The sequence below is a fragment of the Sporosarcina sp. NPDC096371 genome (assembly GCF_044762865.1).
In the GTDB taxonomy this organism is placed as follows: Bacteria; Bacillota; Bacilli; order Bacillales_A; family Planococcaceae; genus Sporosarcina.
This window is the reverse complement of sequence record NZ_JBIWFE010000003.1, coordinates 503,699-519,005: the sequence shown is the minus strand read 5'-3', so window position 1 is coordinate 519,005 and position 15,307 is coordinate 503,699. Positions and strand designations below refer to the sequence as shown.

Genomic DNA, 15,307 nt, shown 5'->3' with positions numbered 1-15,307 from the left:
TCCCCTGCAAATAGTCACAAAGTTAGTCTCCACCTGATATCGGAAGCCGGACCTCTACAGTTGTTCCATAACCTTCTGTACTCTTAAACCGTATGGATCCATTATGGTTTTCAATAATTTTATAACTAACCATCAGCCCTAAACCAATTCCCTTCTCCTTATGAGAATAGAATGGCTCTCCTAATTTGCTTAAACGTTCTGGGGGTATCCCGATCCCAGTGTCTACAACAGTGATTTTGACCATTTGATTTTCTTCAACCATCGTACTTACTTCTATTTCCCCGCCGTCCGGCATTGACTCAATTGAATTTTTCAGCAGATTTATGAACACTTGTTGAATTTGGCCCGATTCACAATTGATAAATTGATCTTGATCATGCAATTTTAAGTTTAATTTAATATTATGTAGCCATGCTTCTTTTTCCATCAATGAAACTGTGCGAATTAGTTGCTCATGGATAGATGCAGCCGTGAACGCTGTACCGATACTCGGCTTTGCGAGTTGAAGGAAATCTTCAATAGTCGACTCAATCTTATCGAGCTCTTCTATCATGATTGGCCCGAATGTATTTTCCGGCCCCATTGCAAATAATTGAATGAAACCTTTTACAGTTGTTAATGGATTTCTAATTTCATGAGCTAGACTAGCGGATAATTGCCCAACAATATTTAGCTTATCCCATTTTCTTAAAAGCTCGTCTTGCATTTTTTGTTTAGATATATCATGCGAAATCGAAACGTATCGTACAACATTCCCTGCCTCATCCATGACCGGCGTAATCTTAGTTCGAACCCAAGAAAACCCTCCATCTATATTTAGCACGCGATACTCGATTTCTGTAAACTCTTTCGATAATTCATCGTAAAATCGAATGAGTTCATGTTCATCATCCGGATGACATGTTGAAACTAACAGCATTTTGTCCTGCAATAAATCGAAAATAGGTACCCCTAGAAGCCGTCCCATCCCTGGATTTATATAAAGGAACTTTTCCTGCTCGACGTCATACTGACATATTCCAACTTCCAAGTTATTTGTAATATCCTTTATCAACATTTCTTGTTGGACAATATTCGACATTTCCTGTTCGATGAACGCTTTCATTTCTAGCGTTTCTTCAAGCTTTCTTGAAAGCGCAAAGACGCCCTGGACCGTTCCTCCGCTATCATAATCTGGCAATATAGTGAGATTAACTGGAATCATAATCCCGTTTCTCGTCATTCTAGCGGTGTTCATTCGGATGACTTTTGCGCCAGCAAGCAATCGTTCTTTAATTTCTATCATTTTATGCAAAAGAAACTCAGGAACGAATGGACTTTTATTCCCCTTCAGTTCTTTATGTTTCCAACCAAAGAGCTTATCATAATCGCTATTAACCGCAACAACAATCCCATTAAAATCACAGTTGATGGCAGCGCTATCTGTAATGTCGAATACCGTAATTTTCTTTTCAACTAACGATTGTTCAATTGCCGTATAGTTGGATGGATCTACAATCGGAATGGCATGTATACAAACTTCGTCCTGAGAAATCCATCTACACATATTCACATAAAACGGCAAACTATTCCCTTTTCTTCTGGTCGATCTAAAGGTAAACGGAATAATATTTCCTTCATAGGATTCAGTGATACGCTGCATGAACAATGTGCGATCTTCCACATGCACAACTTCCAACATCGATGCACCGGTTATAGAATGGATTTCTCTTCCTAACATTTGACAGAATTCTTTATTCGCGTTAAGAATGACCCCGTCTCTTGTCAAACTAAAAATGATTGTTTCAACATTTCCAGTACTTATCCAATCATCTACATCCGTATCCGTATTCATCACCAAAACCTCTCCCTTTTCCAGAAGTATAAACTAATATAACTGCTATTCTAACATATTTCTTTCAAACATATCACAGTTGTCCACCACTTCCATAAATTCAGTTAAATACCTATATTTTGAATCATTCATAGCTAGCGCGCAACCCGAAACCCTATTCTTGGAAAATAAAAAGCCTAGGTATCCACCTGGCTTCTTAGTTATTTCAAATACTCTATGACAACGTATCGTGAATGTTTTAATGGCCTTGCAATATTAAGATTGATATCTTCCTGCTTCACGAAGAATGTAGGGAACCGTCATTTTACTATCAATCAACCCTTGAAATCCACTTGAGATATGTATATATTGTTCTGCTAGTTGCGGAGCCATCCAAGTAATTTCTTCGATTTCTTCAGGTATTGAAATATTAATTGCACCACCAATTATTTTTCCAATGAAAGTAAAGAAAATAGCATGATGTCCTCTTTCTTCAAAAAATGCCTCACTTACAGTAAAAATACCATCTAGTTGTACATCTAACCCAGTTTCTTCTTTCACCTCACGAATTGCTGCCTCTTCAAGTGTTTCCCCTTTCTCAACCGCTCCTCCTGGGAGTGTGTAGTAAGAAGCTCCACGCCCTTTATTTTTGACCAATAAGACATTATCTCCATGCTCATCAAATAGCAATACATAGGCAACATCTACCCTTTTCATCTCTTTAACCCCCCCTTTCTTCCTCATTAACTAGTGACCGTCATCCTAACGATTAACTTGTTAATTCCTGAGTCAGCGCCGCAATAGCCTCCATGACATCCTCCAAATTTTCTTTGGTATTCATTTCGTTCCTCGCGTGAAGTAGAACAGGTCTCATCGATTCGACTGAACGGCCAAATTCGTACATCCATTTATAGCGCGGAACCATCCATGTATGAAAATGATGTGTAGTATCCTCATTATAAATGTTACAAGCTAACCTCAAATTCTTTCACATAAACCGCATTTCCCGTGATTTCGATCCCCAAACTCCCCTGATTTTTAGTAACACGGACGCGTACACGACCATCTTTTTCAATCTCATGGCCCTGTTCTACCACTAGATTCAAGTGATTCTCAAAATCTTTGTCGATGTAGGTTGCATAAAAAGCACCCATCACGCCTGATGCGGTTCCTGTAACTGCATCCTCTATTGTGCCAGAATAAGGGGAGGAGAAATGACGGGCATGCATATCGGCCTTTGGGTCGTACGTCTCTAAACAAAAAGGATGGACAGATGCTTTAGGCATTTCATTTAAGATGCTTGGAAATATGTTAGTATTCGGTTTCATTCTAGTAAAAGCACTAAGTTTCTTAATCGGTACTAACAATGTCCAGGCCCCTGTACTTCCATAGACAATCGGCAACTCCTCATCAATATCGGATTTTTCAAGTCCCATTGATTGAGCCAATTCTTCAGATGACCCCTTAAATTCTTCAAATTGTGGTGAAACCTGTTTCATCGTTATGTAATATTCATCATTCGACAGCGCCTCTATACGTATCGGCAAAATTCCTGCTCTTGTTTCAATTGTGATTTCTTCTTTCTTAGGCAATAAACCTCTCGACTTTAAAGCAAATATCGTAGCCATTGTTGCATGTCCACATAAATCCGTTTCATGCCCCGGCGTAAAATAACGGATTCTAATGTCAGCCACAGCTGATGTAACTGGAAAAGCTGTTTCATTGAAACCTACTTTAGCAGTGATTTCCTGCATCTCTATTTCTGTTAAGGTATCTCCATCTAACACGACACCTGCTGGATTTCCTTTGTTTGGTTCTGTACTAAATGCATCGTAATGGTAAACCTTTACTGACTCCATGTTTCATTCCTCCACCAACAATATTATTAACTACATGAGCTACGCCTCTGAAAATTGCATAAGCTAATTTCACACATTCACCACTAGCGTATCGTATGCAATTTTGACAACCAGACCTTCTTTCGTCAACTTTTTTTCAACCTCGAGTAGATCATCAAAACTTAAGCCACCGACTTCTTCAATATGCGTGAATATCGTTTTCTTCGGATTTAATTTCCTTAGTATGTCAAGGGTTTCATCGAATGTACATTCCTCTTTCAAAACAGGGTGATCCGAGGACAGAAGCCTTTCTCCTGTTATGGGGTGAACATCAAAAATACCGATTGGCAAAACCGCTAGATCGATTTTCCCTATATACTCTGAAGGATTCCAGTTGTTTAATTCATCCATCACAATGAGTACTCTTTTATCTGTTGTTGCTAGCAAGAAGCCGTAGACATAGTCTTCCACAAGTCGAAACGGAGTGATTTTTGTTTGATTTTTCACAACAGAATCGCCATCTTTTAATTCGTGAAGCTTGATGTATCCTTGTTCTGAGAAAAAGGCCATGTGATCAGCTGTCCCCAAAAAGTGTTTAATATCACTTGCTACCTGTTCAGGCAAATAGACATCACTCCGGCTATTCTCTGGTGGATTGTTAACCCAATCAGCATTAATGGATTCCAAAACTCTTCTGCCCATAACGTGATCTGGATGCCAGTGCGAATAAAAAACACCCTCAATCTTCTCAATTGTAGAACGGTTAATTTGGGAATAGATGTCTTCTGACGTATCAATCAAAATATTCGGCCCATGCACAAACAAACTAGGTCCAGAACGGCTATATGGAAACCCTTTTATTCGAGCTTCTACACATACTCGACATGTACAAAGTGGACGAGGAACAGGCATAGCCCCGCCTGTTCCCAGAAATTCAATCTTCATCGTTAACACTCCCCATCTTAATAACTTTGTTATTTCATACTTAATAAGAATTTTAACAAAGTTATCAGTCTTCGGGTTACTATAAAAGAAATATATATATTAAAAGGAGAATATTTCATGTTGGATATGTTTTCTTATAATTGGCAAGTAAGGGATGACTGGTTTAATTGGAGTCAACAGATTTCGATTGAAGAACTTACTAAAAAACGTATTGGTGGTATGGGGAGTATATTGCATAATTTATTTCACGTCATTGATTGTGAGCAGATATGGGTTAATCAAATGAATGGGACACCAGTTATTATGAAAGATAGAAATGATATTTCAACTTTAAACGAGGTAATAAATTTCTCTACCAGTACTAGATTGACGACCCAACGCTTTATTCAATCATGGACGCCTGATATAGAGGAGAAAATCTTAGAAATGAAAAGGCGAAATGGGGATACAACTAGCTTTACATATGGGAAAATAATGCGGCATATCATTTCACATGAAATTCATCATATTGGACAATTATCCGTTTGGTCTAGGGAGCTTGATATCAAACCTGTTTCTTCTGATCTACTGTTTAGGGAATATACCTAATTAGAAAAACCTCTTCTTTTATTTTAAGGTAGAGGTTTTCTATCGCTTTGCAAGGCAGCACAATAAATTTAAACATACTCTACTATCTTTATATCCACTTTATCTATAACGCCTGCTTCCTCATTTATGTCCCATAATTTAATTTCTGCCGTTTCTTCATTTTCAATAAATGGTTGTAATTTTTCTATAACGGCGAAATAGACTGGATTAAATTTAATGGCTTCGCTCATTATATTCTTCACCTTTAATAACCCTTTGAACTCTAGATCATCCACAACTTGTCCAGTCTCTTCATAAAGTTCCCTTATTGCGCATTCCTTTGGCGTCTCATCCCTCTCTCTTTGACCAGCAGGGAATTCCTATTGTCTACGCCAAATGTTATAGCAAAGTAGATATTTCCTTTCACACTTTATGATGGCAAAAGAACCTGCTACTGGCTGATAATGATTTATCTCCATTTCTTTTATGCTAATAAAATCAAGAAACTCAAAACCATTATTCCTAGTACTATTCAACATGAATCCCCCTCCGTATTGTTTCAAAATTAAAACTGAATACTAAACCCCTTAAATGTATGAACACCTGTTCCAAATCTGACAAGGTCATTTTCCCTAAGAACCCTAACTGCATCTTGCACTTCTTTCAAAATATCCGCATGAAGTCCAATCGTATTATGTGCTCCATAAATTTTAGTGACATGAGGAACTTTCGATATTTTTTCTAATGACTCGACTAAATCTGTTGGATTGGTTGTAGGAAAAAATGCATAGATCGGGGTCTCATCATACAGCAAATCCCCCGTAAACAAATACCCGTTTTTAGTATCCAAAATGGATACGTGACCCGGAGAATGACCAGGTGTATGGTAAATGGTCAATATTCGATTGCCAATGTTTATTTCATCACCATCGTTCAACAAACCAGTAGGGCTTCCTTGAAAAGGTCTGTATGTTTCAACTTGAAATGTTGCGGGAGTAGCGATTGTAATATCGCGGCTTACATCTTTTCTGATTTGCTCAATGGGCAACTTTTGAATACCGTTGATGAGCCAATCTTCTTCATCTTTATGTACATACAATTTTTCAAATTCACCATGACCTCCAATATGATCCCAATGAACATGTGTTGTCAGAACAATAATCGGCAGATTCGTCAGTTGATCGGTAATTCTTTTGATACTATCGATCCCAAGACCTGTATCGATAAGTGCCGCTTGTTCTTCACCAATTAATAAATAAGAATGAACCTTTTCCCAATGTCCGTACTCACTAATCGCAAAAGTAGTTTCATCTATTGCTTGAACGGTGAACCAAGGATCCTTAATCGCAACCAATTTTTAGTCCCCTCTCCTTCTAAACTACCTACACAATAGAATATTCTTCATTTTATCGAGAATACCTTTATTAGATGACTGTTACTACATACTCAATTCACTATGGAAGGTAGATAGAAGATTAGCATTACTGTATAATCTGGATGTAAAAAAATACCACACCGATGGTAGAGCATCGGTGCGGTACTTATAATAGACAGGTTCTTAAAATGAGGATCAGCGTCCGAGATGAAATAATCAAGTACTAGTGTCGCAACATTTACTGTTGAAAAGCTAATCATCATATCTCTACGCCCAAAGTGAATCACTTCACATTATTTCTACTAAAATAAGGACCGCAACTTTCTTCATGAGTATGGACATACGTCCAAGTAAAATCTTTATCAACCACATAGATATCACCTTCGTCAAAATCATCTTTCTCCACAAAATCTTCGGCAGTGACAAATGAAGTGTTTTCTATAATAAATGCATAATCAGAGTGTTGATAGAAAACAAAGCATGTATGCTTAGGCATATTGTTAAACATTTCATTAGCTTGTTTCTCTTTTACATACCCTCTTTTTTCATAACTAAATACATGCCATAAATAGCCGCAGGCAAAACCGTTATAATGTAAGCCGATCTCTTCCTTTTCCTCATTGCTCAAATGTCCTGCAAACCGTTCTTCCCATTGGTGCCGTAAATAAGATCCCCAACTAGGAATTTCTTTGATCCGTACATTTTTGTTTTTAAGTCGATTGACTATATCCATCACGCACCTCCATAGGCAGAAATATGTATTCATTCAACAGCGGCATCTTTAAAAATCCACTGCAGCCAAAGAGCGGCTGTTTCCCCTTTCAACCTAGTACGTCAAAGTCATTTCAAGAAATTCATACCGACTTCCATTTGTATCTTGCATAAAGGTACTCCCCGCTTCAAATCCAGCTTTTTCATACACTTTTATTGCTCTTTTATTAAAAGTTACTACTGATAATGTTATTTTATCGGGTGTAAATGTCGATTCTGCAAAGGCTACACCCGCTTTAACAAAAGCCAGTCCATCTCCGCCACCTGTTAAATCCGGTCGCATCCCTAACCCAATATCAATCGTATTTGCCTCTATTTTAGTAAAGCTAAAAAAGCCAACTAACGTATGGTCCTTCAAAACAATAAATGTATAGTCCCCACGCTTTTCAGGGTCCAAAAACTCTACTAGATCTTCTTGATCCGCTTCCATATCGTAAAAGGAATACTCACCATCGTAATGCCAACTGTAGGCAATATCTTCAGCTTGCTCCTGCGTCATCGTTTTAAAATTATAGACCATAATTTTCACCCCTAGCGATATCAATACTTTTTCAAGTCAATCCAAGCTTATTATTTGACCATCCTTGTACAACTCATTAAAATAACAACTTATTTTATTTCCCAAGATGATTCAGCCACCCAATTAAATCCTTTAACATTTCTTCAGTAAACTGATGATTAACGTTCTTGTAAATTAAAAGCTCGACATTCTTACTACCTTCAATTTCGGTTAAGTATTTAAAATAATTTTTTTGTCCCTCTATCGGAACAATTTTGTCAGAATCACCATGCAGAAGGAGGACAGGTGCATGACAATTTTCTCGTCCAACAGGGTCAAACTTGTTCAATATCAGTTCTTCCCCGATGGGTAAATCAACTCGATTGTCTCTCTCTCGAAATTGTCTTTCTGATAATAAAAATGATCCCGACCCATTAATATTGACTAATCCACCTAGTTTATTTTGTGATGCAAAAATTCCATTTGCTATAAAACCACCCATCGAACTTCCAACGAGGACAATTTTGTGCTTTGATAGCCCTAAACCGTCAACAAATTCATCGAACTCATTAATACTTTCAACTATTGTTTTCCAAAAATAATTCTGCATAGTCTCTTTTTCAAAGTGATTCTTCAAAGGTTTTCTAGTATCGTGATAAATGATTTCTGGAACAATTACCGAATATCCTTCTTTTGCGATATCCTTAGCCACATCATTGTAGCTATCAGCATTCGTTCCCCAGCCATGATAAAAAATAACTGTTGTTTCATTTTCGGAGTTTGGAGGTGAATCAAATAAATTATATGAAAAACGACTAGCTTTTTCTTTTCTCATTAAGAAAATCCTTTCTCAACTATTTTTATGTTAGTCCCACTGTTCAATTTGTTTTTACGACATTATTGTCCTTTTCAAAACAACAAATTCTATCCACTAGCTCATCCAACGTACCAATCACTTGTTCAACTTCCTGCAAATGATAAAAAGTAGTCGTCGTGTCAAAATCATTCACTTTTTCATCAGCCGAATACAAAAAGATTTTCTTCCCTCTACCTAGTGCAATTCCTAATTCGATATGACTCCCTTTTCCTGCTGGTAATAATACGATAACAACATCAGATGCGAGTATAGCGTTTTTCTCCTCTTCACCAATTGCCTTTAATTCTTCAAGGGTCGAGGCCCTCTCATTTTTTGTCCAATCATATGTATGTATATGGCCTGCTTCTATTAAATTTTCACTCACAAAGTGTACCGCCTCTTTATTCTGAAAACCCGATGCAACATAAAACTTCATACACTCCGCCCCTTTAACTCTAGTAAAATAGCGTTACCTCAATAAGCAAGGTAACGCCATAGTAAATCATCAGATATACAATTTATTAATCACAGCAATTCTTTACGTAAATCCGCTGCACTTTTCGGTGACAACAAACCAGGTGCAATATCAAATACTGTTTTCGCGCCAGTATCTCCGTTTTGATTCAAACGATAAGCCGCACGAGCGTAAGCAACAAGAACGCTTGAAGTGAACTCTGGATTGCTATCGAGTTTCAATGAATACTCCATCACTTGCGCAGTTCCTTCGCCTGTTTTACCGCTACGAATAACAAAGCCACCGTGAGGCATCGCAGAATGATCGCGTTTCAATTCCTCTTCAGTAATGAATGTCACCGTTGTATCATAATCCGTGAAGTAATCAGGCATTGTAACGATCGCCTGTTTGACTTCCTCGGTATCCACGCCTTCTTGTAACACAACATAGCAATCGCGCGTATGCTTTTCGCGTGTTGACAGTTCTGGTAATGATCCGCTACGCACGCGGTCCACTGCATCAGGAACAGGAATCGTATATTGTACAGCCCCTTTGACACCTGGAATTCTCCTAACCGCATCGGAATGACCTTGGCTCAAGCCTTTCCCCCAAAATGTGTATGTCGCACCTTCCGGAAGAATCGCTTCTCCGTATAAACGATTGATGGAGAATAAACCTGGATCCCAGCCAACAGAAATAATAGCTGTCTTACCATTCGGTTTTGCAGTCGCATCAACTGCACCGAAATAATCAGGAATTTTTGCATGTGTATCGAAGCTATCTACTGTGTTAAACAGTGCAGCTAATGCCGGGCCTTGTTCAGGTAAATCATTTTTCGATCCACCACACAGAATAAGGACATCGATTGCCTCCGTGAAGTTTTGGATATCGTCCATTTTATGAACCGGTACATTATTATTTAGTAACTGCACATCGGCAGGACTTCTCCTTGTGAACACTCCAACCAATTCCATATCTTCGTGTTGACCAATGGCGTATTCTACACCTCGTCCTAAATTTCCGTAACCCGCAATTCCAACTCTGATTGTCATCGTCATTCCCCTTTCAAAATTCTCTATCTTTTGATTTTAGCGCATAATAACCTATCAATCAAATACGTCCTAATGGATTTGTGAATATCATGTAAGGCAGCGAATAATTGTTCACAATCTATCCTTTTCCAATCAAGCATGAAAAATGGTAAGGTAGAGGACGGTATATTCAAATGAAAAGAGGCTTCATTATGCGTGGTTTTGTTTATCTTATCGTATTCTTCTCGTTTTTCGACTTATTTTCACAATTACCTGTCATGAGTCCGTTTGCATTATCTCTTGGCGCATCGCCATTTTTAATAGGTCTTGCAGTTGGTTTGTATTCATTCTCCAATACGATTGGGAATATTATTTCTGGCTTTATGACGGATAAGAAAGGTCCATTTATGATTCTGTTAGTCGGACTTTTTGCAGCCGCATTATCACTTTTCCTCTATTCTTTCGCATCCGGACCCTTGTCATTACTTGGTGTTCGTTTTGTCCATGGATTTATGGAAGGGCTAATTGTCCCTGCAGCTTTCACTTTCCTCGCAAATCGCGCAGAAGGGTCGAAGCGCGGAAAAAGTGTTGCTATTTCTGGAGCCTTTGTTGGATTGGCCGCAATCGTTGGGCCAGCCTATGGGGGGATTGTCGCAGCCAAGACAAGTACACCTTTCATCATGGCAGTTAACGGCGGTATCATGCTTGTACTGGCAATCGCTGCATTTTTTGTCCTTCGCTCATTTACTTATGTTCCAAAAGATTCTACTGCACAGGGACAAAAATTCAAAGTCAGGTATTTGTTCCAACATCCGGGTATGGTACGCGCATTTGCGGGTGCATTCTTTTTAATGTTCTCACAGGGTGTACTAGCACTCGTATTACCTCTCAAAGTGGCAGCACTTGGCTTTGATACAAAAACAAGCGGCCTGTTACTAAGTACATTCGGTGTTATCGCGATTTTGATCTTTTTATTGCCTGTTAACCGAATTTTTGACCGGGTCCGCCCAATGGTCACATTGGCTTTCGGTATTTCCCTAATGGGATTGGCGATGTTGTTTCTAAGTCAGATTGAACAATTGAATTACTTGTACATTGCGATGGCCATATACGGAGCTGGATTCGCCTTCCTGTTCCCTTCCATCAACTCTTTGCTCATCGACTCATCTTCCGCTGAGTTCCGTGGGAAAGCATACGGCTACTTCTATGCTTTCTTCTCGATTGGTGTCGTTGCCGGATCTAGCGTCATCGGATTCCTCGACCTGACATACAAAGGCGGATTTATGCTGACAGGTATTATTTTGTTAGCTGTAGCCCTGTATGCACTTCTGGGCATGAAAAAAAATAGGTCTATTGACAAATCATCGCAAGTCGGTTAATGTCAGAGACGAAACGAATACCCCGTCTGGGAGAGGTTCATAGCGACCCTCTTAAAAAAACTATGGATGACGATACTTCGCCATGTCCATTTGACATGGCTTTTTTTTCGGCGTTTATGACCCTCCCTGACAAAATTTATGGGAGGTTTTTTTATTGGCTGGAAGAGATGAAGCAACATTGAACGATTTAACGTTACTTGGCAATCAAAACACGAAGTACTTGTATGAGTACAACCCGGGAATTTTAGAGTCGGTTGATAGTATGCATGTCGATCGCGATTACTTTGTAAAATTCAACTGCCCGGAGTTTACATCACTTTGTCCGATGACAGGACAACCTGACTTTGCGACTATCTACATTAGTTTTGTCCCAGATAAAAAGCTTGTGGAAAGTAAATCGCTCAAGCTATATCTATTTAGCTTCCGAAATCACGGTGATTTCCATGAAGATTGCATCAATATCATCATGAATGATTTAATCAAATTGATTGAACCTCGTTACATCGAAGTATGGGGGAAATTCACACCACGCGGTGGTTTGTCTATCGACCCTTACTGCAACTTTGGAAAACCTGGAACAAAATACGAAAAAATGGCAGATTACCGGATGATGAACCATGATATGTATCCGGAAAACATCGATAACCGATAACCAGGAGGTCTCACACATGCTCTATTATTTAAATGGGATTTTCGTTGGGCTATTGATTTTATCTAACATATTGGCCGTTAAATTGTTTAGTGTAGGTAGCTGGATTGTCTTACCTGCCGCGGTAATTGTCTATGTGTTCACATATCCGATTCTTGACGTCATTACAGAAGTATATGGAAAAAAGGCCGCGCACCGCACCGTACTAACCGGCTTCCTTACACAACTTTTCGCCATTATTTTTATCTGGATTGCGATTCAATTGCCGGCAGCACCTTATTATGAAAATCAACAAGCATTCGAAACGATTTTCACCGCTGGATTCCGTGTGACAATCGCTAGCCTTGTAGCTTACCTTGTCAGTCAAAATCTCGATGTAATGATCTTCAACAAACTGAAAAGTCGTCACGGTGAAAAGAAATTGTGGATACGCAACAATGCTTCGACAATGGCAAGTCAACTCGTCGATACAGCCATTTTCATCACCATCGCTTTTTATGGGATTATGCCACTTGGCGCATTGCTAACACTTATCGCAACACAATATGTGTTCAAATTTGTCGTAGCCATTTTGGATACACCGATTGTCTATCTATTGGTCTCGATTTGTAGGAAGAGAGAATCCAAAAATACGATAGAATCTATTCCTGCACGGCCCCTATAGCAAACGCAAAAAGAGTAGGCACATGGTTCATTCATGCGCCTACTCTTTTTATGCATTTTGTACAGTATATAATTTTATTTCTTCCATAAATGCTTCACCATAGCGCTCTAGTTTAGCCTGACCGACGCCATGTACCTCAAGGAATCCCTCATCTGTCACGGGCATTCTTGTCGCCATGTCTTGCAATGTTTTATCCGAGAAGACAACGAAAGGCGGCACGCCAGCATCTTGCGCCATCTGGCGGCGAAGTGCCCGAAGCTGCTCGAACAATGGATTATCAGCTGTAATTTGTTTAGTAATCACAGACACTTTGCGATGCACTTTTACGTCACCTGTTAATACATCTTTCCCTTGCTCGCTGACATAAATAATTGGGAATTGCCCATGTTCAACACCAAGGTAGTTTTCCGAAATAATAAATTCGATGAAATCGGAGATGTCTTTAGCGCTCCGGTCTTTCATCAAGCCATATGTAGGCAGCTTTTCGAAACCAAATTCAAGTACTTTCTTATTGCGCGATCCCGTCAACACTTGTGCAATCATCGTCTTACCAAAGCGTTGTTTCATACGGATGACGCAGGATAGTACTTTTTGGACATCCACCGTGACATCTGAACTTTCTCGTGTATCAGTACAATTTGCACAGCGACCACAATTGACTACGTCCGTTTCCCCAAAATAGGTAATGATGAATTTTTGCAGACAGGTTTCTGTATGGCAAAAGTCAATCATCGATTGCAATTTTTCCAATTCCGCCGGGATACGATTTTCATCTTGTGACTGATCAATCAGAAATCGTTGCGTTTGCACATCTTGTGATGAAAACAATAATGTACACTCACTATCTAATCCATCCCGCCCCGCACGGCCTGCTTCTTGATAATAGCTTTCCATGTTTTTCGGCATTTGATAATGGATGACATAACGAATATTCGATTTGTCAATCCCCATACCGAAAGCATTCGTTGCGACCATCACCGTTGCTTCATCCATCAAGAATCTATCCTGCTCTGCTTGTCGTTCAACGTCTCCTAAACCGGCATGATATTTCGCAACGGCTACTCCACTTTTCCGCAAAGTTTCATGCACAGAATCAACGGCTTTGCGCGTAGCGGCATAAATGATACCCGCTTCACCATCATTTTTCTGTACATACTCCTTCACATACTTCTCACGGTCCTGACCTTTAACAACAGAAAAAGTGAGGTTTGCCCGCTCGAAGCCTGTCATAACCGTGTTAGCTTCACTAATCCCAAGCTGCCGACAAATATCTTCCCGGACATCCGGTGTCGCAGTTGCCGTGAGTGCCAAGACAACCGGCTTTTCATCAAACAACGAAACAATGCTACTAATATTGCGATAGCTTGGACGGAAATCGTGGCCCCATTGCGAAATACAATGCGCCTCATCAATCGCAATCATCGGAATGGACATTTGACGTAACTGATTTTTAAAGGCTGGAGAGTCAAGCCTTTCCGGTGCTGCATAAAGCAGTCGATACTTGCCTTCCACCGCTAACTCCATTGTGCCGAAATATTCTTCTGATGACATTGAACTATTAATATAAGCCGCTGGGATGCCCACTTGATGGAGCGCATCCACTTGGTCTTTCATGAGGGAAATAAGTGGTGAGATGACAAGAACTGTCCCTTCCATCACAAGCGCTGGTACTTGGTAACAAACCGATTTCCCGCCGCCTGTCGGCATGACACAAAGAGTATCCTGCCCTTGCATGACACCACGAATCACTTGTTCCTGTCCCGTTCTAAAAGAAGGATATCCAAAATACGTTGTTAAAATGTGTAAAGCTTTTTCGATTCTAACCATCTCCTCGTTATTCTTAAGAAAAGTGCAAGGTGCCTAGAGCCTTTACGAAGAAAAAAGCACCGGAATAGGTGCTTGTTCATCAATTACACTCCTGTAAAAATTATCTTCATCGAGTGCTTGTCCTACTCGCAGTATTAGTGAATTAGAATTGGATGTGTACTGCTAACTCAGATTAAAAAAAGCAATCTTTCTTCGTCACGACTATGTATTTCATTGACGACTAGTAATGAATGGAACCGGTGAAGTACACCTGAACTCAGATTCTCTATAGTACGAAGTTCCTCGATATCCTTGACGATGATACATAGTAATTCATGATTTCGCGTCAACTGGATTACGGCCTCTTTCAATTCTGGCCTTTTTACGGTTACTTCCTCGTAAAATCCAGCTTCTTCCGAATCAGCATGTGCAATAATATGCGTCTGCCAGTAGTCTACAAGCGCATCTGTGGCTCTATTGGCAGTTTCCAAATCACCTTTATTTAGATAATCCATCATATCATTCGTATTATCAATCGCACCTGCCAAGTTGCCTTCGTGAATCGTATTATGTGAATGAAGCTGTTTCAATGCCGGTCCCGATTTAGGTACTGCCATTTTAATCAACCTTTCATTATCAAATACGTTTCAGTAGAAGTTT

The 15,307-nt window shown here is 39.5% G+C and carries 16 protein-coding genes, 2 pseudogenes and 1 riboswitch; of the genes and pseudogenes, 4 read left to right on the top strand and 14 right to left on the bottom strand.

From position 1 onward, the window contains the following. Nucleotides 1-22: 22 nt before the first annotated feature. The 5 genes and pseudogenes from ACIQ0H_RS11180 to ACIQ0H_RS11160 form a co-directional block, all read right to left on the bottom strand. Entirely contained in the window at nt 23-1,834 is a 1,812-nt protein-coding gene (locus ACIQ0H_RS11180) for a PAS domain S-box protein (protein ID WP_403414539.1), read from the bottom strand. A 255-nt stretch (nt 1,835-2,089) separates the two neighbouring features. Then, nucleotides 2,090-2,530, bottom strand: coding sequence for an NUDIX hydrolase (locus tag ACIQ0H_RS11175; protein WP_403414340.1), 441 nt, complete (start codon nt 2,528-2,530; stop codon nt 2,090-2,092). Between the two features lie 52 nt (nt 2,531-2,582). Continuing rightward, nucleotides 2,583-2,774, bottom strand: a pseudogene (locus ACIQ0H_RS11170) (HIT family protein); the annotation flags it as partial. Between the two features lie 4 nt (nt 2,775-2,778). Further along, nucleotides 2,779-3,672, bottom strand: coding sequence for a PhzF family phenazine biosynthesis protein (locus ACIQ0H_RS11165; RefSeq protein ID WP_403414338.1), 894 nt, complete (start codon nt 3,670-3,672; stop codon nt 2,779-2,781). Nucleotides 3,673-3,741: 69 nt separating this feature from the next. Further along, nucleotides 3,742-4,596, bottom strand: a complete 855-nt coding sequence (locus ACIQ0H_RS11160; protein ID WP_403414335.1) for an MBL fold metallo-hydrolase — start codon at nt 4,594-4,596, stop codon at nt 3,742-3,744. A gap of 117 nt (nt 4,597-4,713) precedes the next feature. On the opposite strand from ACIQ0H_RS11160, the gene ACIQ0H_RS11155 reads away from it, so the two are divergent. Then, on the top strand, nt 4,714-5,184 hold the full coding sequence (locus ACIQ0H_RS11155; RefSeq protein WP_403414333.1) for a DinB family protein: 471 nt from the start codon (nt 4,714-4,716) through the stop codon (nt 5,182-5,184). Between the two features lie 68 nt (nt 5,185-5,252). On the opposite strand, the pseudogene ACIQ0H_RS11150 reads toward ACIQ0H_RS11155, so the two are convergent. From ACIQ0H_RS11150 to ACIQ0H_RS11120, 7 genes and pseudogenes are all read right to left on the bottom strand, one after another. Next, nucleotides 5,253-5,528 (bottom strand): annotated as a pseudogene (locus ACIQ0H_RS11150) (NUDIX domain-containing protein); the annotation flags it as partial. Nucleotides 5,529-5,728: 200 nt separating this feature from the next. After that, nucleotides 5,729-6,517, bottom strand: a complete 789-nt coding sequence (locus ACIQ0H_RS11145; RefSeq protein ID WP_403414331.1) for an MBL fold metallo-hydrolase — start codon at nt 6,515-6,517, stop codon at nt 5,729-5,731. A gap of 304 nt (nt 6,518-6,821) precedes the next feature. Further along, nucleotides 6,822-7,271 (bottom strand): DUF4275 family protein, encoded by a 450-nt coding sequence (locus tag ACIQ0H_RS11140; RefSeq protein WP_403414329.1) that lies wholly within the window; start codon nt 7,269-7,271, stop codon nt 6,822-6,824. Nucleotides 7,272-7,364: 93 nt separating this feature from the next. Further along, entirely contained in the window at nt 7,365-7,829 is a 465-nt protein-coding gene (locus tag ACIQ0H_RS11135) for a GNAT family N-acetyltransferase (RefSeq protein ID WP_403414327.1), read from the bottom strand. 94 nt (nt 7,830-7,923) lie between these two features. After that, the gene (locus ACIQ0H_RS11130) at nt 7,924-8,643 is read right to left on the bottom strand and encodes an alpha/beta hydrolase family protein (RefSeq protein ID WP_403414324.1); all 720 of its coding nucleotides are present in this window, start codon (nt 8,641-8,643) and stop codon (nt 7,924-7,926) included. 43 nt (nt 8,644-8,686) lie between these two features. Further along, nucleotides 8,687-9,100 (bottom strand): nucleoside 2-deoxyribosyltransferase, encoded by a 414-nt coding sequence (locus tag ACIQ0H_RS11125; protein ID WP_403414322.1) that lies wholly within the window; start codon nt 9,098-9,100, stop codon nt 8,687-8,689. 89 nt (nt 9,101-9,189) lie between these two features. Then, entirely contained in the window at nt 9,190-10,176 is a 987-nt protein-coding gene (locus ACIQ0H_RS11120; protein WP_403414320.1) for a diaminopimelate dehydrogenase, read from the bottom strand. A gap of 185 nt (nt 10,177-10,361) precedes the next feature. Here ACIQ0H_RS11120 and ACIQ0H_RS11115 point away from each other — a divergent pair, with 185 nt between their 5' ends. From ACIQ0H_RS11115 to ACIQ0H_RS11105, 3 genes are all read left to right on the top strand, one after another. After that, nucleotides 10,362-11,528 (top strand): MFS transporter, encoded by a 1,167-nt coding sequence (locus ACIQ0H_RS11115; RefSeq protein ID WP_403414318.1) that lies wholly within the window; start codon nt 10,362-10,364, stop codon nt 11,526-11,528. Between the two features lie 26 nt (nt 11,529-11,554). Beyond that, nucleotides 11,555-11,598: riboswitch (PreQ1 riboswitch) on the top strand. A gap of 84 nt (nt 11,599-11,682) precedes the next feature. Next, on the top strand, nt 11,683-12,180 hold the full coding sequence (queF, locus tag ACIQ0H_RS11110; protein WP_403414315.1) for a preQ(1) synthase: 498 nt from the start codon (nt 11,683-11,685) through the stop codon (nt 12,178-12,180). A gap of 16 nt (nt 12,181-12,196) precedes the next feature. After that, entirely contained in the window at nt 12,197-12,841 is a 645-nt protein-coding gene (locus tag ACIQ0H_RS11105; RefSeq protein ID WP_403414312.1) for a queuosine precursor transporter, read from the top strand. Nucleotides 12,842-12,889: 48 nt separating this feature from the next. On the opposite strand, the gene recQ is transcribed toward ACIQ0H_RS11105, so the two are convergent. Both recQ and ACIQ0H_RS11095 read right to left on the bottom strand, forming a co-directional pair. After that, nucleotides 12,890-14,668: a DNA helicase RecQ gene (gene recQ / locus ACIQ0H_RS11100; protein ID WP_403414309.1), complete on the bottom strand. Its 1,779-nt coding sequence runs from the start codon at nt 14,666-14,668 to the stop codon at nt 12,890-12,892. A 167-nt stretch (nt 14,669-14,835) separates the two neighbouring features. After that, the gene (locus tag ACIQ0H_RS11095) at nt 14,836-15,264 is read right to left on the bottom strand and encodes a hypothetical protein (RefSeq protein ID WP_403414307.1); all 429 of its coding nucleotides are present in this window, start codon (nt 15,262-15,264) and stop codon (nt 14,836-14,838) included. Nucleotides 15,265-15,307 lie beyond the last annotated feature (43 nt).